The 18,122-nt window shown below is 71.5% G+C and carries 13 protein-coding genes; 8 read left to right on the top strand and 5 right to left on the bottom strand.

Annotation, left to right across the window (positions count from 1 at the left end):
- The 3 genes from ACFO6V_RS05245 to ACFO6V_RS05235 all read right to left on the bottom strand — a co-directional run.
- A partial coding sequence (locus ACFO6V_RS05245; RefSeq protein ID WP_377132956.1) for a DUF222 domain-containing protein occupies nucleotides 1-1,140 on the bottom strand: 1,140 nt, incomplete at its 3' end.
- A 219-nt stretch (nucleotides 1,141-1,359) separates the two neighbouring features.
- Nucleotides 1,360-2,034 (bottom strand): hypothetical protein, encoded by a 675-nt coding sequence (locus ACFO6V_RS05240; RefSeq protein WP_377132954.1) that lies wholly within the window; start codon nucleotides 2,032-2,034, stop codon nucleotides 1,360-1,362.
- Nucleotides 2,031-2,708 (bottom strand): hypothetical protein, encoded by a 678-nt coding sequence (locus ACFO6V_RS05235; protein WP_377132952.1) that lies wholly within the window; start codon nucleotides 2,706-2,708, stop codon nucleotides 2,031-2,033. The genes ACFO6V_RS05240 and ACFO6V_RS05235 overlap by 4 nt, the downstream gene beginning before the upstream one ends.
- Before the next feature lie 365 nt (nucleotides 2,709-3,073).
- On the opposite strand from ACFO6V_RS05235, the gene ACFO6V_RS05230 reads away from it, so the two are divergent.
- Nucleotides 3,074-3,715 carry a hypothetical protein gene (locus ACFO6V_RS05230; protein WP_377132950.1) on the top strand — a complete coding sequence of 214 codons (642 nt, stop codon included), beginning with the start codon at nucleotides 3,074-3,076 and terminating at the stop codon, nucleotides 3,713-3,715.
- 305 nt (nucleotides 3,716-4,020) lie between these two features.
- Entirely contained in the window at nucleotides 4,021-4,389 is a 369-nt protein-coding gene (locus ACFO6V_RS05225; RefSeq protein ID WP_377132948.1) for a DUF6221 family protein, read from the top strand.
- A 107-nt stretch (nucleotides 4,390-4,496) separates the two neighbouring features.
- Here ACFO6V_RS05225 and ACFO6V_RS05220 read toward each other — a convergent pair whose 3' ends face one another.
- Nucleotides 4,497-6,158, bottom strand: a complete 1,662-nt coding sequence (locus ACFO6V_RS05220) for a glycoside hydrolase family 13 protein (protein WP_377132946.1) — start codon at nucleotides 6,156-6,158, stop codon at nucleotides 4,497-4,499.
- Nucleotides 6,159-6,285: 127 nt separating this feature from the next.
- The gene (locus ACFO6V_RS05215) at nucleotides 6,286-7,473 is read right to left on the bottom strand and encodes an ROK family protein (RefSeq protein ID WP_377132944.1); all 1,188 of its coding nucleotides are present in this window, start codon (nucleotides 7,471-7,473) and stop codon (nucleotides 6,286-6,288) included.
- Between the two features lie 137 nt (nucleotides 7,474-7,610).
- On the opposite strand from ACFO6V_RS05215, the gene ACFO6V_RS05210 reads away from it, so the two are divergent.
- From ACFO6V_RS05210 to ACFO6V_RS05185, 6 genes are all read left to right on the top strand, one after another.
- The gene (locus tag ACFO6V_RS05210; protein ID WP_417715002.1) at nucleotides 7,611-9,218 is read left to right on the top strand and encodes a sugar ABC transporter ATP-binding protein; all 1,608 of its coding nucleotides are present in this window, start codon (nucleotides 7,611-7,613) and stop codon (nucleotides 9,216-9,218) included.
- Nucleotides 9,215-10,273 (top strand): ABC transporter permease, encoded by a 1,059-nt coding sequence (locus ACFO6V_RS05205; protein WP_377132940.1) that lies wholly within the window; start codon nucleotides 9,215-9,217, stop codon nucleotides 10,271-10,273. The genes ACFO6V_RS05210 and ACFO6V_RS05205 overlap by 4 nt, the downstream gene beginning before the upstream one ends.
- Nucleotides 10,270-11,301: an ABC transporter permease gene (locus tag ACFO6V_RS05200; RefSeq protein WP_377132938.1), complete on the top strand. Its 1,032-nt coding sequence runs from the start codon at nucleotides 10,270-10,272 to the stop codon at nucleotides 11,299-11,301. The genes ACFO6V_RS05205 and ACFO6V_RS05200 overlap by 4 nt, the downstream gene beginning before the upstream one ends.
- A 71-nt stretch (nucleotides 11,302-11,372) precedes the next feature.
- On the top strand, nucleotides 11,373-12,602 hold the full coding sequence (locus ACFO6V_RS05195) for a substrate-binding domain-containing protein (protein WP_377132936.1): 1,230 nt from the start codon (nucleotides 11,373-11,375) through the stop codon (nucleotides 12,600-12,602).
- Nucleotides 12,603-13,496 carry a sugar phosphate isomerase/epimerase family protein gene (locus tag ACFO6V_RS05190; RefSeq protein WP_377132934.1) on the top strand — a complete coding sequence of 298 codons (894 nt, stop codon included), beginning with the start codon at nucleotides 12,603-12,605 and terminating at the stop codon, nucleotides 13,494-13,496.
- Nucleotides 13,497-13,631: 135 nt separating this feature from the next.
- Nucleotides 13,632-17,993, top strand: a complete 4,362-nt coding sequence (locus ACFO6V_RS05185; protein ID WP_377132932.1) for a ThuA domain-containing protein — start codon at nucleotides 13,632-13,634, stop codon at nucleotides 17,991-17,993.
- Nucleotides 17,994-18,122 lie beyond the last annotated feature (129 nt).

The following is an 18,122-nucleotide window of genomic DNA, read 5'->3' as shown; positions in this document are numbered from 1 at the left end:
GGTGGTGCTGGTGCTGGTGCCCAAGACGCTCGGGCCCGCGCCGAAGCGGGTGCCGCGCCCTGGTGCGGTCTGCCCGCAGGTCAGGCACAGGCCGTCCCGGGTCCTCGTGACCTGGGTGACGAACTCGTCCCAGGACACCGTGACGTTCAGGTGTGGTGCGATCGCCGCGCCTGGGGAGGCCTGGTTGGTGTCCAGCACCACGCGGGCGATGTCTGCGAGGCCTTGTGCCCGACGCTGGGTCGTCGTGCGGGTGTTTTCGGCTGACGGGGCGCCCAGGACCGCGTTGATCGCGGTCGTGAGCTGCAGGCCGTGCTCGTCGGTGAGGAACCCTGCCACGTGATACCCGCCGAACGTCTTGGCCAGGTCGAGGAACTCGCCCTGGGCGGCCTTGTCATCGTCCACATCGTCGGTATCGGGATCGGTCACAGTCGCGAACCGGCGCGCCACCTTCCGGAACTGGTCCGCATTCAGGACATTGGCTTCGCGCAGGACCAGGGCTTCACCGGTGACCAGGGTCCCCTCCGTGATCGCACCCTCCAGGACCTGCGTGACCAGCTCACGGGTGCGTGCCCCGTCGGGGTCGTCTACCGGGTCGGGGAAGTCGACCGGCACGGTCTGGACGAACTGTTCCGGCGTGGTGGTGTGCCCGGTGCGGGTATCGATCAACCAGGCCAAGGCGTCGGTACGCGTTTCGCTGGTGGGCGCGACCTCCGTCATCACCCTCGCGTGGTCCGCGCCCAGGCTCCCGGCGACCAGCCGCTCCCGCGTCACCGGGAGCGCGGTCACCAGACGGCGCGCGATCGTCATGTCCTTACCCGCCGTCGACGCGGAGATGCCTTCACGGAGGCGCAGCCAGGTCGTGAACGTCCGGGCCGTTCCACCCGAACGCCAGGAGCCCTCGTTCTCGATGCGGGGCAGCAGGGTGTACCGGACCCCGTCCAGGCGACCGGTCACCCGGCGGATCCGGGTGTGCGCATCAGCCAGGCGAGTGACCGTCGGTGCATCCCAACCGGTCAACGTCTCCGGGTCGGTCAGAGCGGTCAGCTCCGCGGTCGCCGCCTCGATCCGGGCCAGCACATCCTCGATCGACGCCGCAGCAGGCAGACCAGCAGCGGGACCGCTCTTCGTCGTCCGATCCACCGCGCCCACCCCCCGCCTACCTCGCTGCTCGCCTCTAGTTCCCACTCCCTCGCTGCCTCTATTATCTCGAACACGCGTGCGATCTGCTTGTCGGATTCGAAATCTGTGGATAACTCTTCGGTGCGTCATGCAGATGTCGCTAACGGCCTGCTTGAGAAGCGTCAGTGGTCGGGCCGCGTCCACCTGACCGGATCGGGCGCTAGGTTCTCGTCCTGGCAGTCAGTCCGGGAGGACCATCTCCGACGCGTCGCCGTGGCTGCAGCTCAGCTGCCCCCCGGGGGCGTACGTGATGATGTCCCTCCCCTCCCTGTCGGTCCGCAGCAGGTATTCGCCGTACTCGAACGTGGTCTCCCCCGCGTTGCTGAGCTCCGCGCACTCGACGGTCGTCGTCGGCGCCGTGATCTCGTCGTAGAGGAACGGCCCGCCCACGTAGAACCGCCACGAGGTGCTGCCGCGCAACGACACGGATTCCTCGATGACTACATGCCTCCCGGCGGGGCGGTCGAGCTCATGCAGTGTCTTGTACGTGAGCTCCGCGCTGAGAAGCGCGAGGAGGCCCGTGACGAGGACGCCGACGGCGGCAGCCAGGATCACCGCGCAGAGAAAGAGCGCCGCCATGGCTGCGGTGAACGCCTCGTACCCGATGACGAACAGCCGGAACCCGACCACGCCCAGCACGATCACGGACAGGCCGGTGACGAGCCACAGCAGAAAGGCGAGGGTCTGGCCGTTCATGGTCCCCGCGACCAGAAGGAGCTGGCCCTTGCTGCCGGCGTGCCAGACCGCGGCGCCGACAAGCGCCGTGGCGACGCCGGTCAGCATCGCCACCATCGCCCTGCGGTTCGTGCGTCGCGCGGCCGGGGGAATGCCGCTTCGCTCCTGCTGGGCGCTCATGTGGCTGGGCCGCCGAGAGCGTCCAGCGCCTTCCGGTCGAGGCCGGTGGGCAGGGGTTCACCCCGATGCAGGGGCGATCCCACCACGGGAGCGGCGATCAGGACCCTTCGCACGGCCTCGGCGCCAGCTCGGGCACGGGCAGTGTGTTCCCAGTTCGGATACCGCAGGTCTCCGTCGTCGAGACTGCCCCGCTTGACGGCCAGCGCGAAGAGACCAGCCCTCCGCATGACCGGGTCCAGCAGGCCACGAACCTTGAACTGTCCGACAGCCGCCGCGATCACCCCGTTCGTCTCGTGATACACGTGATGAGCGGCAATCGAGCCCCACGCGGCGAACCAGTCATCGATGACGTCCGAGTCGCCTGACCACAGCCCGTCAGTGATTCCCTCGGTGTCCCAGTCGCCGAGCGAGCCCATCACGATCCGCGGCAGCTCGTCGTCCGTCACTCCGTCGAGATACCAGTCCTGCACGTTGCCCAGCATGTCGGATCCCGAGTCGTTGCCGAACGGCGCGAACTCGTCGCCCTTGTCGTAGAACTCAGGCGGCGCCACCTTGGCGAATGCCGGATGGCTTGTCTCCGGTGCGGGGTCTTCACCCTCGGGGTCGTCCAGCCACAGCTCCAGTCCGGACCGCCATGTCGTCGTCACCGGCGGATCGTCCCACAGCGGCCCCATCGGGATTCCGACATTTCACCCCCGGGCGCTATCGTTCCCGCGTGAGGGAGAACCCGCGGCCGACACGGCACCTCGAGCAGCTCGAGACAGCGCAGCTCGGCAAGCTCGCCCCAGGTTCGGTGAGCGGGCCGGCCTGGGACCTGGTTGCGCTGCCCGTCCCGCCGGACGGCGGCGTGCCGGACGCATCGGACGTCGATGTCGTCGCGCACCGCTTCGCACCAGCCCAGCCAGCCCCAGCCCAGCCAGCCCCACCCCAGCCGGTCCCACCTGCCGTACTGGCTGCACCAGTCCCACCGCCCGTACCGGCCGCATCAGCCGCCGCACCGGCTGAATCAATCACGTCGCCTTCAGCGCGCGGCGCCGGCGTGCGCAGGCTGACCATGGTCGCGGTCGGTTGCGGGGTGCTCGCGGCCTTCGCGCTGGGCATCGGTGGCCTGTCCATGCTGTGGGCGGACCGCCCGGACACCGAGACCACCGGTCCGGTCGAGCGCACGGCCCTCGACCTGCCGCTCGTCCCCGCCGACGACACCCACGACGGAAGCACCGGCGAGCCTGCGGAGCCACGCCTCCGCGATGGGGACGACGCCGAGGCGGGCGAACCCCGCGAGGACGGCGCGGACGCGGACTTGCTGGGGGACGGGACGGCGTCGTCGGGCGGCGGGCTCGACCAGGGCGGCACCGGCGAAGGCGCACCAGGCACAGGCGCAGGTACAGGCACGAGCACCGGCGGCTCCGGCGGATCAGGATCAGGATCAGGATCCGGGGCAGGGTCCGGGGCAGGCTCCGGCGCGGGAGGAGGCACCGGCCCGGGCGGCGGGGGCACGACGCCGACCGACGGCCCGCCGCCTCCGACGTCGGACCCGACCACCGATCCGACGGAGGAGCCGACCCCGAAGCCCACGCCCACGGCGTCCGAGGATCCGACCCCCGAGCCGACGCCGAGCCCCAGCGTGTCGCCCACGCCGACGCCGACCGGCGCCCCGGTGTCCCCGAACGCCGGCGGATGACGGTGGAGGGATCCATCGAAGTCGTCACCTGGAGCGGTGTCCTTGTCCCCAAGGCCTGGCCATAGGCGTCACGAGGTGTGGTCCGGAACGCCCCCGGCAGTGCTGGCGGCGACCGCTTCGACCTCGGTCCTGTCCGGTTGCTCCGTCCAGGTCTTCACGTCAGAGCAGGACGCGCAGGTCGTCAGCCGCGTCCGTGGAGCTGAGCAGCCGGGCGCCCTCTGGCAGCAGGATGAGAACACCCGGCTTCCCGAACCAGCGAACTATTGCACCTCGCCGGGGCGGGACCGAGTGGAAGGATTCGCCGGATGACCACCGAACTCGACCTGTCCGAATACCTGCTGACCAGGTTCGACGAGGCGGAGGCCGCGGCGCGGCGAGCTCCCGACGATGACGACGAGCCCTGGACGCTGGACCCGCGGTACGACCCCTACGACGAACGGTGGGTGCTTCGGGCCTCAGCGACCTACGTCCTCGCTGATATCGCGGCCAAGCGACGGGTCGTGACACACGCCGCGGAGGCGTCTGTCGACCGGGAGCTGACGATCGACGACCGTAGTGTCACCCGGGACGAGGTCGAGCAGCGGCGTGCCACCGACCCGGGCCAGCTCATTCTCGTGGCGCTCGTCCAGCCGTACTCGGCCCGACCCGACTTCAACCCGAGCTGGGTGTCCTGAGGGTCGGGTCCAGGTCTGCGGCGTGCGGCGGCGCGGCGGATCAACCCGCCGGCCCGCACCCGGCCGGCAACAGCTCCGGATGCGGGCCGTTCACGACCGGCCGCGCGTCACACCGCGGCGCGCACCCACGCCGTCGTCGAGCCGGGCAGCAGGCCGCCGGGCAGCGGCTCGCTCGCGAGCAGCACCTCGCCGTCCGGCAGCGGCACCGCGTCCGGGCCGAAGTTGGTCACGACGTGCCAGCCGTTCGGGCGCGTGAAGTGCAGGACGTCGGCGCGTCCGGGCACCCACTCGAGCGTCTCGTCGGTCTGCAGCTCGTGGCGCAGAGCGAGCGCCGCACGGTAGAGCTCGAGCGTCGAGCCGGGTGCGCCGTCCTGGGCCTCGACCGACAGCTCGCCGAAGGTCGCGGGCTGCGGCAGGTGCGCGCCGCCCTCGCCGAAGCCGAAGGACTTGCCCTCGCGGGTCCACGGCAGCGGCACGCGGCAGCCGTCCCGCCCGACGTCGACGCCGGGGTTGCGGAAGAACGCCGGGTCCTGGCGCTCCGCCGCGGGGATGTCGGCGACCTCCGGCAGGCCGAGCTCCTCACCCTGGTAGAGGTAGGCGCTGCCCGGCAGGCCGAGCATGAGCAGCGTCGCGGCGCGTGCGCGGCGCAGGCCCAGGGCGACGTCGGCGGCGGGTTCCGTGCCGCCCGAGAGCAGCCAGTCGCGGCCCTGCTTCGTCGTGCTGCCGTTGCGCGCGGGCAGCGCGTAGCGGGTGGCGTGGCGCACGACGTCGTGGTTCGAGAAGACCCATGTCGTCGAGGACCCGGACGCCGCGGACAGCGCGAGGTTGTCGGAGATGATCGTCCGGAACTGCTCGGCGTCGAAGTCGGCCTCGAGCAGGTCGAAGTTGAACGCCTGGCCCAGCCCATCGGCGCTCGCGTACCGGGGGCGTCGCGGGGTCGAGACCCAGGCCTCCGCCACGGCGATGCGCGGCGGCGTGTACTCGTCGAAGACCTTGCGCCAGTCGGCATAGATCTCGTGGACCTCGTCCCGGTCCCAGAGCGGGTGCGCGCCGGGCTCCGTGATCGCGTCGATCTCGGCCTGTGTGGGCAGCGAGTCGCCGAGCTCCTTGGTCAGGGCGTGCGCGACGTCGATACGGAACCCGTCGACGCCGCGGTCCGACCAGAACCGCAGGGTCTTGCGGAAGTCCGCGCGGACCTCCTCGTTGTCCCAGTTGAAGTCCGGCTGCTCCTTGGCGAAGAGGTGCAGGTACCACTGGCCGTCGGGCACGCGCGTCCACGCGAGCCCGCCGAACATGCTGTCCCAGTCGGCCGGGGGCTCGGAACCGTCGGCGCCGAGGCCGTCCCGGAAGATGTAGCGCGCACGCTCCGGGCTGCCGGGACCCGCGGCGAGCGCCTCCTGGAACCAGACGTGCTCGTCCGAGGAGTGGTTCGGCACGATGTCGACGATCACGCGGATGCCCGCGGCGTGCAGTGCGGCGACCATCTCGTCGAACTCGTCGAGGGTGCCGATCCTGGGGTCGACGTCGCGGTAGTCGGCGACGTCGTACCCGCCGTCCGCCAGCGCGGACGGGTAGAACGGGCTCAGCCAGACCGCGTCGATGCCGAGCCCCTGGAGGTACGGCACGCGGGAGATGATGCCGCGCAGGTCCCCGATGCCGTCGTCGTTCGCGTCGGCGAAGCTGCGCGGGTAGATCTGGTAGACGGCTGCCTGCCGCCACCAGGTGGGGTCGTTCGCGAGGGGCTGGTGGGTGTCGATGTTGCTGGTCACTGGTGCTGGATCCTTTGCCGTGGGGGACTGGTTGCCGGTCACTCGTGCGCAGGAATGCCGTGCCCACCAGCGTATGGGTGAGGGCTCGGCGTGGCAGCCCGGCCAGGGACCGGCGGGCCGGCCGGGGTCAGCCGGTCAGGGCGTCGATCGCCGCCGGGGACAGGGCGTGGTCCACCGCCATGGCGCTCGCGCCCAGGACGCCCGCGCCCTCGCGCGCGCGGGAGGTGACGATGCGCAGGTGCTGCGTGGCCAGCGGCAGGGACCTGCGGTAGACGGCCTCGCGGATGCCGGCGATGAGGTGCTCGCCGGCGTCGGCCACCACCCCGCCGATGACGATGACCGACGGGTTGAGCACGCTCACGCACGAGGCCAGGACGCCGCCGATGTCGCGGCCCGCCTGCCGCACCGCCTGGCTCGCCGCGGCGCCCCGGGACCGGACCAGCGCGACGACGTCAGCGCTGTCAGCGGCTTCCAGCCCTTGGGCGGCGAGCGCCGTCGCGACCGCCTGGCCGCTCGCCACGGCCTCGAGGCAGCCCGTGTTGCCGCACCGGCAGGGCACGTGGTCGGCGCCCGGCACCGACATGTGCCCGACGTCGCCCGCCGCACCCTGAGCGCCGCGGCGGAGGGCGCCGTCGGCGATGATGCCCGCGCCGATACCGGTGGAGACCTTGACGAGCAGCAGGTCGGAGACGTCGGACCAGGCGGTCCGGTGCTCGCCGAGCGCCATGATGTTGACGTCGTTGTCGACCAGCACGGCGACCCCGAGCTCGGCGCCGAGGATGCCGGGGACGTCGACGTCGTCCCAGCCGGGCATGATCGGCGGGTTGATCGGCCGCCCCGTCGAGTGCTCCACCGGGCCCGGCAGCCCGATGCCGATGGCGGCCAGGTCGGCGGTGTCGCGGCCTGCGGCGGCGAGCAGGTCACGGCAGGCCCGGACCACCCAGGGCAGGACGACGCCGGGGCCCGCGGCGATCGAGAGGGGTTCGTCGCTCGCCGCGAGCACCGTGGAGGCGAGGTCGGTGACGGCCAGCCGGGCGTGTGTCGCGCCGAGGTCGACCGCGAGGACCACCCGGGCGCCCGGCTGGAAGGCGAACGTCGCGGGCCGTCTTCCTCCGGTGGACCCCGCCATGCCCGCCGGGGCGATGAGCCCGGTGCTCATGAGCGCGTCGATCCGTGAGGCGATGGTCGACCGGGCCTGGCCCGTGATGGCCACCAGATCGGCGCGGGTCCGGGGTTCGCGGTCGCGCAGCAGCTGGAAGAACTCGCCGGTGCCCAGGGACAGGGGCACGCCCCTCGGAGGGTCGTCGATGGGCATGGGCAACCGCCTCCCGGGTGAACTTATGGCTGCGTATCGGCAAAAGATAGCCCATATGCGCCAGCGGTCACAGAAGCCGCGTAAACGACAAGCATCTTTTGCTTGACATAGACCAAAAGGTCCCTACATTGGTGGATATGCGAGCCGATGACGACGCGCACACTCCAGGACCCGACCCGAAATCCAGTTCGGAACGAGAGCCGGAAGCACCGGGCCCGGTGCTGCGCCTTTCCGGCGTCGGCAAGGAGTTCTTCGGCACCTCGGTGCTGCGAGAGATCGACCTGACTCTGTATCCCGGACAGGTCCACGCCCTGGTGGGCGAGAACGGCGCCGGCAAGTCGACGGTGATGAAGATCGTCGCCGGCGTCCACCGCCCGGACGCCGGCACCATCGAGCTCGACGGCTCGCCCGTCTCCTTCCCGACGCCGCTCGACGCGCAGCGGGCAGGCGTCGCGACGGTCTTCCAGGAGTTCAACCTGCTGCCGGACCGGTCGGTCGCCGAGAACGTCTACCTCGGCCGCGAACCGGTTCGGCGCGGCATGTTCGGCGGCACGGTCGACCGGCGTCGGCTGCACGCCGACACCACCCGCCTCCTCGACGACCTGGGGCTGACGGGCATCGCGTCCTGGAACCGGGTCGGCTCCCTGTCCGTGGCCCAGCAGCAGGTGGTCGAGATCGTCAAGGCCGTCTCGTACGACGCCCGGATCATCTCCATGGACGAGCCGACGGCGGCGCTCGCCGACCAGGAGGTCGCGCTGCTCTACGACCTGGTCCGGCGCCTGCGCGACCGCGGCGTCGCCATCCTGTACGTCTCCCACCGGCTCCAGGAGATCTACGACCTGGCCGACACGATCACCGTCCTCAAGGACGGCAACCACGTGCTCACCGCCCCGGCCGCCGACGTCGGCCCCGACCGGCTCGTGCGCACCATGGTGGGCCGCGACTTCGCCGGCTTCTTCCCGGACAAGCCCGCCGGCTCGGTGTCCGGCGAGAGGGCCGGCGAGGGGCCCGGCGAAGCCCTCGGCGAGGTACGGCTGGCGCTCGCGGGCGCCGGCAACACGATGGTGGACGGCGTGGACCTCGAGGTACGGGCCGGCGAGATCGTCGCGCTGGCGGGCCTGCAGGGGTCGGGCCGCACCGAGGTCGCGCACGGGGTGTTCGGCATCGCGCCGTTCACGCGCGGCAGCATGACCGTCGACGGGCAGCCCGCCCACGTGCGCACGCCGCGGCAGGGGGTACGGCACCGCCTCGCGCTGGTCAGCGAGGACCGAAAGGCCGAGGGCCTCGCTCTGGGCCAGTCGGTCCTCGCGAACGCGCGGCTCGTGCTCGACGCCGTCCTGCCGGGTGCGTCGGACCGCCGGGCGCGGCGCATCACCGAGGTGCTGCGGTCGCTCGCCGTGCCCGCGAGCACCGTCGCGGCCGCCCAGGACACCGAGGTGCAGTACCTGTCCGGCGGCAACCAGCAGAAGGTCGTGCTCGCGAAGTGGCTGGTGACCGAGCCGCGGGTGATCGTGCTCGACGAGCCGACGCGCGGGATCGACGTCGGCGCCAAGCGCGCCGTCTACGACCTCATGCGCACGCTGACGGCCGACGGGACCGCCGTCCTGCTCATCTCGTCCGAGCTGCCGGAGGTGGTGGCGATGGCCGACCGCATCCTCGTGCTGCGCGACGGCCGGATCGTCGGGGAGCTGCCGGGCGGCAGCGACGAGGAGACGATCATGGCGCTGGCGACGGGGGCGGCATGACGACCGGCACAACGACCGGCACAACGACCGGCACAACGACGGGCACTGTGCGCAGCCGTCGCCTCGGGTCCACCGAGATCGTCTACCTGGCCCTGGTCGGCATCCTGCTGGTCGCGGGCGTGCTCGTGGCGGTCCGCGGCGGCAACCTCTTCGCGCAGGGCAACGTCAGCTACATGCTCACCCAGACGAGCCTGCTCGGGTTCGTCGCCGTCGGGCAGACGCTGGTGATCCTGTGCCGGTCGCTCGACCTGTCGGTGGGGTACGTCGTCGCGCTGTGCTCGCTGGTCGGGGCCACGACGATGGCGGGTGACCCGTCGCGCGTCTGGCTCGGGGTGGTGGCTGCGCTTGCGGTCGCGGCCGCCGTCGGGCTCGTGAACGGGCTGATCATCGCGTCGCTGAACGTCAACCCGTTCATCGCGACGCTCGGCACGGGCCTGATCGTCAAGGGCTTCCTCGACACCCGGTTCAAGGGGCCGGAGGGCGAGGTGCCGTTCGCGTTCCAGACGTTCGGGTACACCCGCGTGGGCCCGGTGCCCGTCTCGACGATCGTCATGCTGGTCGTCGCCGCGGTGGCGTTCGTGCTGCTCACGCGGACCCGGGCGGGCTATCACATGTTCGCGGTGGGCGGGAATCTCGACGTCGCCCGGCTCTCGGGCGTGCGCACGAGCCGCACCCTCGTCCTGGCGCACGTCCTGTGCTCCCTGTGCGCGGGCGTGGCCGGGCTGCTCATCGCGGCGCGGTTCGGCACCGGGAACGCGCTGGTCTACTCCTACGGCCTCGACCTCGACTCGATAGCCGCCGTGGTGCTGGGTGGCACGCTCCTGTTCGGCGGCCGGGGCTCGGTGGTCGGCACCGTCGGCGGGGTGGCGATCCTCGCGGTGCTCGACACCGCGTTCAACGTGCTCGACGTGAACCCGTTCTTCAAGGACGTGCTGCGCGGCGTGATCATCATCGCCGCGGTGGCCCTGTACGCGCGGCGCCAGATCGACCCGGCGAGCCGGCGGGTCCGGTTCGGCACCAAGGTCTCGGCCGTCCGACGAGGTGGCGTCGCATGACCACGGAACTGACCCCGGACGCCGGGAACAGCACCGGAAAGAGCACCGGGAACAGCACCACCCGCAGCGCCGCCCGGCGGTGGCGCGAGCAGCTCCTGTCCGGCGGCAGCTGGACCGTCCTCGCGCTGCTCGTGCTGGTCCTCGCCGTGATCGTCGTGATCAACCCGTCCTTCGCGGAGCCGGTGTCGCTCATGGCGTTCGCGAAGAAGGCCGCGCCGCTGGTGGTGCTCGCGATCGGCCAGTACTTCGTCATCGTCTCCGGTGAGTTCGACCTGTCGGTGGGCTCGCTCGTCGGCGCCCAGGTCGTGATAGCGGCCCGGCTGATGGACGGCGACGAGGCGCTGACCTGGCCGGTCGTGGGGCTGATGCTCGTCTTCGGCCTGCTGGTCGGGCTCGTCAACGGCCTGGTGACGACGCTGCTGCGGGTCCCGTCCTTCATCACCACGCTCGGCATGATGCTCGTGCTCTTCGGCGCGATCCGGCTGTGGACCGGCGGCGCGCCGACGGGCGCCCTGAGCGAGAGCTTCCGCGTCCTGGGCCGCAAGGGCTTCCCGGACGTCCCGGGACAGTTCCAGGTCCCGTACGCGCTGCTGGTGGCGCTCGTCGTCGTCGGGCTGGCGGTGCTGCTGATGCGCCGCCCGTTCGGCAGGTCCCTGGTCGCCGTCGGCGACAACGCCGTCGCCGCCGCGTACAGCGGCGCCTCGGTGTGGTGGCTGCGCACCCGGGCGTTCCTGCTCTCCTCGTTCCTCGCCACCGTCGCGGCGGTGCTCATCGGCGGGTTCGCCGGGGTCACCGCTCAGGTGGGCCAGGGGCTGGAGTTCATGGCGATCACCGCCGTCGTGCTCGGCGGCGTCGCCCTCGGCGGCGGGCGCGGGACCGTCGTCGCCGCGATGGTCGGCGCGCTCACGCTCGAGGCCCTGTTCACGCTGTTCAACCAGCTCGCCCTGCCGTCGACCATCCGGCCCGCCGTGCAGGGCGTGATCCTCATCGCCGCCGTCGCCTACGCGGCACGTCGGCGCCGCACCTGAGCACTACTCATCGAACGACCCGCACTCAGAACGACGCGCACTGATCGAACGACCCGCACTCATCAAAGGGGATGGACATGCGACAGTTCCGGGCACTGCTGGCGGGCACCGCAGCGGCAGGACTGCTCCTGCTGACGGCCTGCACCACCGACACCCCTACCGAGGAGCCGCCGGGCGCCGAGCCGAGCGCGACCCAGGAGGCACCCGCCGACTCCGGGGCCGAGAGCGAGTGGTTCGTCCAGGCGGACTACGACCGCGAGCTGGCCCAGCGCGACGTCGAGCCGGAGGGCCCGGCCGACCAGCCCTGGCTCCAGGCCATCGAGCCGGAGTGGGTCGACACCGCCGACCTCGCGAGCGAGGGCGGGGACAAGACGCTCTGCTTCTCCAACGCGTCGGTCTCCAACCCGTGGCGCGTCACCGGCTGGATCACCATGCAGCAGCAGGTGGAGGTGCTCCAGGAGGAGGGCGTGATCGGCGAGTTCCGGGTCTCGGACGCCGCCGACGACGACAACAAGCAGATCTCCGACATCCAGGCGTTCGTCGAGGCCGGCGACTGCGACGCGATAGTCATCTCCCCGTCGACGACGGCGACGCTCACCCCGGCGGTCGAGGCCGCCTGCGAGAGCGGCAAGCCGGTCATCGTGTTCGACCGCGGCGTGAACACCGACTGCATGGTCACGTTCATCCACCCGATCGGCGGCTACGCCTACGGCGCGGTGGGCGCGGAGTTCCTGGCCGAGAACCTGGACCCCGGCTCGACGGTCCTGGCGCTGCGCATCCTGCCCGGCGTCGACGTGCTGGAGCATCGGTGGGCCGCGGCAGACAAGATCTTCTCGGAGAGCGACCTCGAGGTGGTGGGCGTCGAGTTCACGGGCGGCGACGGCGCCAAGATCAAGGACCTCGTCACCCAGTACCTGCAGCGCGGCGAGGTCGACGGCATCTGGATGGACGCGGGCGACGGCGCCGTCGCGGCGGTGGAGGCGTTCGAGGACGCCGGCCAGCCGTACCCCGTCTTCGTCGGCGAGGACGAGATGAGCTTCCTGCGCAAGTGGGACGAGACGGGGATGACGGCGATCGGCAACGTCTACTCCAACTTCCAGTGGCGCACCCCGATCCTGGCCGCGCAGAAGATCTGGGCCGGCGAGGAGGTGCCCTCCGAGTGGGTGCTGCCCCAGGAACCGGTCACCTCCGCTGACCTCGCGGGGTTCCTTGACGCCAACGCGGACATGCCGTCCCTGCACTACGCGAAGTTCGGCGGCGAGGACCTGCCCGGCTACCCCGAAGCCTGGACGGACCGCTAGATGGGGATGCAGCCATGGACGGTCCCTGACGGGCCCGCGACCACCTGGCCGGTCGGCGTCAACACCTGGGTGTGGACGTCGCCGCTCACCGACCGTTCGCTCGCCGACCTCGCGCCCCGCGTGGCGGACTGGGGGTTTGACGTCCTGGAGCTGCCCGTCGAGCGCCTCGGCGACTGGGACCCGCCCCGCGCGGCGCAGGTACTGGCGGACAACGGCCTCGGCGCGAGCGTGTCCCTCGTCATGGGCGAGGGCCGCGAGCTGGTCGCGGCCGACGCCGGCACGGTGCGGGCGACGCAGGACTACCTGCGCTCCGTGGTCGACGCCGCGCACACGGTGGGCGCGCGGGTGATCGGCGGCCCGGCGTACGCGTCGGTAGGGCGCACCTGGCGGACGACGCCGCAGGAGCGGGCCGACGCGTGCGCCGAGCTCGTCGAGCACCTCGCGCCGGTGGTCGAGCACGCGATCGCGGCGGGCGTCGTCGTCGGCCTGGAACCGCTCAACCGCTACGAGACGAGCCTGGTCAACACGGTGGACCAGGCGCTGGAGATCGTCGGCGCGCTGCCCGCCGAGGGGATCGGGCTGATGCTCGACGTCTACCACATGAACATCGAGGAGCGGGACCTGCCCGCGGCGGTCGAACGCGCTGGGGCGCGGATCGCCGCGGTGCAGGTCTGCGGGAACGACCGCGGCGCACCCGGCGGCGACGGCATCGACTGGCCGGCGCTGCTCGCCGCGCTGGAGCAGGCCGGTTACGCCGGGCCGCTCGTCATCGAGTCGTTCACCGGCGAGAACGCCACCATCGCCACCGCCGCGTCGATCTGGCGGCCGCTGGCCGCGAGCCAGGACACCCTGGCGATCGACGGCCTCGCCTACCTGAGAGGACTGATGCCCTGACACAGGTCTGAACCGCACGCGCTCGCGAGCGCTCGGCGCCGGCACGCCGGGCTGGTCAACGAAACATGCTCCGCCGGGAGTTCCCGGCGGGACCGCACGTCGATCTGCCACGCCGATCTGCCAGGAGGCAACACGATGACCGCACCACGACGTCCCCGCTGGGGGAGATCCATCGCGGCGCTCGCGATCGGAGCGCTGGCGCTCACGCTCGCGTCCGTCCCGGCGGCCACCGCCACCACGACTGCCGGGGCCGAACCGCAGGCCGCCGCCGACGAGAAGGCTGAGGTCCAGGCGGACGGCCGAGTCCTCATCTTCACGGCCACCACCCAGTACCGGCACGAGGAGGCGATCACGCAGGGCACCCCGGTGCTCGAGGCGGCGTTCGCCGAGGCGGGCATCGAGTCAGACCACACGGAGGACCCGACCGTCTTCAACGACGCCGACCTGGCGCAGTACGACGCGCTGGTCATGTTCCAGGCGTCCGGCGACCCGTGGAACGCGGAGCAGAAGGCCGCGATGGAGCGGTACCAGCAGGCGGGCGGCGGCATCGTCGCCATCCACAACGCCACCGACATGCGCGGCAGCTACGCGTGGTGGGACGAGATGATCGGGTCGCTGATGCCCGGTCACGCCGCGACCGGGTCGAGCCCCGGCCTGCCCGGCACGGTCCGGGTCGAGGACCGCAAGCACCCCTCCACCAAGCACCTGCCGCAGCGCTGGGACCGCGCCGACGAGTGGTACAACTTCTCGACCAACGTGCGCGGCGACGCGCACGTGCTGGCCACCATGGACGAGTCGACCTACGACCCGGGCGGCAACGCCATGGGCTACGACCACCCGATCTCGTGGTGCAAGTACTACGACGGCGGTCGCGCGTGGATGACGGGCATGGGCCACTTCGGCGCGCACTACACGGGCGAGCCGGACTTCGTGCGGCACATCGTCGGCGGCGTGCAGTGGGCGGCCGGGCTGGCCGCGGGCGACTGCGGCGGCACCGACTGGGGCCAGTTCGAGAAGGTGGCGCTGGACACGAACACGAGCGCGCCGTTCGGGATCGACGTCGCACCCGACGGGCGGGTCTTCTTCACCGAGCTGGTGCGCGGGCAGATCCGGGTGTTCGACCCGGAGACGCAGACCACGACCACCGCCGTGACGCTCCCGGTGTACTCGGGCGGCGAGGACGGCCTGCTCGGGATAGCGCTCGACAAGGACTTCGCCGAGAACGGGTACCTGTACCAGTACTGGTCGCCCGCGAGCGAGGACGACACCGATCCCGCGAACTTCCACAACCGGCTGTCCCGGTTCACGGTCACGACGGGCGCCTCGGGGGCGACGACCATCGACCCGGCGTCCGAGAAGGTGCTGCTGGAGGTCCCGGCCAGGCGCCTGCCGGACGAGCCGGGGCACACGGGCGGCGGGGTCGTCGTCGACCACACCAGCGGCGACCTGTACCTCGGCGTCGGCGACGACGTGAACCCGCACTCGGAGCCGTCGGGCGGGTACGCGCCGCTCAGCGAGCGGGACGGCACCTTCCACGACGCGCGGGCGACGTCCGCCAACACCAACGACCTGCGCGGCAAGGTGCTGCGGATCCATCCCGAGGACGACGGCACCTACTCGGTGCCGGAGGGCAACCTGTTCCCGGAGTCGGAGGACACGCAGGACAAGACGCTGCCCGAGATCTACGCGATGGGCTTCCGCAACCCGTTCCGGTTCGCCATCGACCCGGCCACGGGCAACCTCGGCGTCGCCGACTACTCGCCGGACAGCAACACCGACAACCTGGCGCAGCGCGGCCCCGCGGGCATCGCTGAGTGGAACCTCATCAAGGAGCCCGGCTTCTTCGGCTGGCCGCTGTGCATGGGCAACAACGAGCCGTTCCGCGACGTCGACTACCGGACCAGCCCCGTCACCGTGGGCGGGTTCTTCGACTGCTCCGCTCCGGTCAACGACTCGGTGCGCAACACGGGCCTGACCGAGCTGCCCCCGGCTCAGCCGGCGGACCTCTGGTACGGCTACCAGCGGTCCTCGGTGCCGGGCGGCATCAACCAGGGCGGGGGACTGGCGCCGATGGGCGGCCCGTTCTACGACTTCGACCCGGAGCTCGACTCGGACACCAAGTTCCCCGAGTACTACGAGGGCAAGGCGTTCTTCTACGAGTGGGCGCGCAACCAGGTGTTCACCGTCGAGACCAAGGACCCCGGGGCGGCCCCGGGCCAGACCGACGTCGAGAAGGTCAACCGGTTCCTGCCGGACGAGGACTTCCTCGCGCCGATCGACGCGAAGTTCGGTCCCGACGGCGCGATGTACGTGCTCGACTGGGGCGGCGGCTTCGGCCGGGACAACCCGGACTCCGGTCTGCACCGGGTCGACTACGTGACGGGTTCCCGTTCGCCCGAGGCGCTGCCCGAGGCGTCGCCGGACTCCGGGACCGCGCCGCTGGAGGTGGAGTTCGACGGGACGGGCAGCACCGACCCGGAGGGCGAGAACCTCACGTACGCGTGGGACTTCGACGGCGACGGGACCACCGACTCGACCGACCCGACGGCGTCGCACACCTATACGGCGGACGGCGTCTACGACGCCCGGCTCACCGTCACGGACCCGGCGGGCAAGGACGGGACCGGCACAGTGCCGATCACCGTGGGCAACACCCGGCCGGAGGTCGACTTCGGGCTCCCGCCGACGGGCTCGTTCTTCGAGTTCGGCGACACGATCGGGTGGGACGTCTCGGTGACCGACGCCGAGGACTCGCCGGACGGCTCGGCGATCGACGACGAGCGCGTCGTCATCCAGCCAGCCCTGGGGCACGACGACCACCCGCACCCGGCCGACCCGCAGCACGGCCGCACGGGCTCCGTCACGACGTCGCTGGGCGGCGGGCACGGGGCGGACAACAACGTCTTCTACGTGCTCGACGCGCGGTACGAGGACGACGGCGGCGCGGGCGACATCCCGTCCCTCACCGGCTCGGACACCACCCTGCTGTTCCCCCGGGAACGGCAGGCCGAGTTCCACACGACCCAGGAGGGCACGACGACGGCGCCGAGCCGGGACGTCGAGGGCGGCGGGTCCGTCCTCGTCGGCGCGGACGGCGCCTGGGCGTCCTACGACCCGGTGAACCTCCACGAGATCGACGCCCTGACGCTGCGCGTGGCCTCGGCGTCCGCGGGCACCATCGAGCTGCGGCGGGATGCCCCGGACGGCGACCTGCTCGGGACCGCCGAGGTCGCGGGCACCGGCATCAGCGACTTCCACGACGTGCGCGTAGTCGTCGACGACCCGGGGGAGAGCTTCGAGCTCTTCGTGGTCTTCCCCGGTCCGGGCGAGCGGCGGCTCAACTTCGTGGAGGCCGACGGCAAGGGTGCGGCGGAGACCACACGGCCGGAGGTGGCCATCACGGCACCCGAGGGCGGGGTCGAGCTCGAACCCGGGCAGATCGAGGTCACCGCGGACGCGACGGACGCGGAGAACACCGTCAGCCAGGTGGAGTTCTTCGCCGACGGGACCTCGATAGGCGTCGACGAGACGGCGCCCTACGCGACGACATGGGACGTCACCGCCGACGGCTACTACGAGCTGACGGCCGTGGCGACCAACGACCGGGAGCTCACCACCACCTCACGGATCGTCGTCGCACAGGTCGGCGACGTGTTCGCCGGGATGCGGACCTTCAGCAACGCGGACGGCGAGTTCGAGCAGCTCGCCACCGGGAGGTACGTCATCGAGTCGGGCGGCGCCAACATGTGGCAGGGCGTCGACCAGTACTCGGCGATCTACCGCGAGGGCACCGACCGGCACTGGACCGCCACCGTACGGATCAACAGCCAGGGCAACTCCCACGGGTCCGCCAAGGCGGGGATCATCGTCCGCAACGACGTGACCCAGCCGGGGTCGTCGCCGGGCTACGCGGCGCTCGGCATCCGGCCGAGCGGCGGGTTCGAGTGGCTGCGCGGCAACGACGCCGGCCAGCTCGTGACGTCGACGGGCGGCGGCTCGACGGCGTACCCGGCCTGGGTGCGGCTCGTGCGCGACGGCGACCTGTACTCGGCCTACTGGAGCTCCGACGGCGAGACGTTCACGCAGATCGGAGAGCCGGAGGCGCTCGCGGGCGCGGCGGACACCCAGGACGTCGGGCTGTTCGTCACCGCGCACCACGCGTCGAACAGGAGCGCCGTGGAGTTCCAGGACCTCACGTTCGACGACCAGCCGGACCCGCCGCAGATAGAGGTCGCGGCGGCGAGCCGGTGCACCGGCCCGCAGGCGCGCGTGACGGTGAGCGCCACCAACGCGGGAGCTGACCCGGCGGCGATCGAGCTCAGCACCCCGTACGGGAGCAAGACGTACCGGAACGTGCTGCCCGGGGAGACCGTCTCCCGCCAGTTCAGCTCGGGGGCGCGGGCGATCCAGGCAGGGACGATCACGGTGACCGCGGTCAACGGGCCGCACGAGGTGGTCGTCGACGAGGGGTACGAGGCCGCGAGCTGCGGCTCGTAGCCGGGTTCTGACAGGGCCGCTGGCTGAGCCGCTGGCTGAGTTACTGGCTGAGTCACTGACAGGAAGGAGCAAGGACGTGCCGAAGACGAGGAACAGGCCGCGGAACGCACCGCGGCGCGGACCGGAGGC

It is taken from the genome of Promicromonospora alba, from assembly GCF_042654905.1.
GTDB classification, from domain to species: domain Bacteria; phylum Actinomycetota; class Actinomycetes; order Actinomycetales; family Cellulomonadaceae; genus Promicromonospora; species Promicromonospora alba.
Note: the sequence above shows the minus strand (reverse complement) of the source record. Positions and strands in the feature narration are given on the sequence as shown.

What these genes read in the sequence shown, in the direction of transcription:
- ACFO6V_RS05240 (WP_377132954.1), bottom strand. Translation starts at nt 2,034, where the DNA reads ATGAGCGCCCAGCAGGAGCGAAGCGGCATTCCCCCGGCCGCGCGACGC.
- ACFO6V_RS05235 (WP_377132952.1), bottom strand. Translation starts at nt 2,708, where the DNA reads ATGGGGCCGCTGTGGGACGATCCGCCGGTGACGACGACATGGCGGTCC.
- ACFO6V_RS05225 (WP_377132948.1), top strand. Translation starts at nt 4,021, where the DNA reads ATGACCACCGAACTCGACCTGTCCGAATACCTGCTGACCAGGTTCGAC.
- ACFO6V_RS05215 (WP_377132944.1), bottom strand. Translation starts at nt 7,473, where the DNA reads ATGCCCATCGACGACCCTCCGAGGGGCGTGCCCCTGTCCCTGGGCACC.
- ACFO6V_RS05210 (WP_417715002.1), top strand. Translation starts at nt 7,611, where the DNA reads ATGCGAGCCGATGACGACGCGCACACTCCAGGACCCGACCCGAAATCC.
- ACFO6V_RS05205 (WP_377132940.1), top strand. Translation starts at nt 9,215, where the DNA reads ATGACGACCGGCACAACGACCGGCACAACGACCGGCACAACGACGGGC.
- ACFO6V_RS05200 (WP_377132938.1), top strand. Translation starts at nt 10,270, where the DNA reads ATGACCACGGAACTGACCCCGGACGCCGGGAACAGCACCGGAAAGAGC.
- ACFO6V_RS05195 (WP_377132936.1), top strand. Translation starts at nt 11,373, where the DNA reads ATGGACATGCGACAGTTCCGGGCACTGCTGGCGGGCACCGCAGCGGCA.
- ACFO6V_RS05190 (WP_377132934.1), top strand. Translation starts at nt 12,603, where the DNA reads ATGGGGATGCAGCCATGGACGGTCCCTGACGGGCCCGCGACCACCTGG.
- ACFO6V_RS05185 (WP_377132932.1), top strand. Translation starts at nt 13,632, where the DNA reads ATGACCGCACCACGACGTCCCCGCTGGGGGAGATCCATCGCGGCGCTC.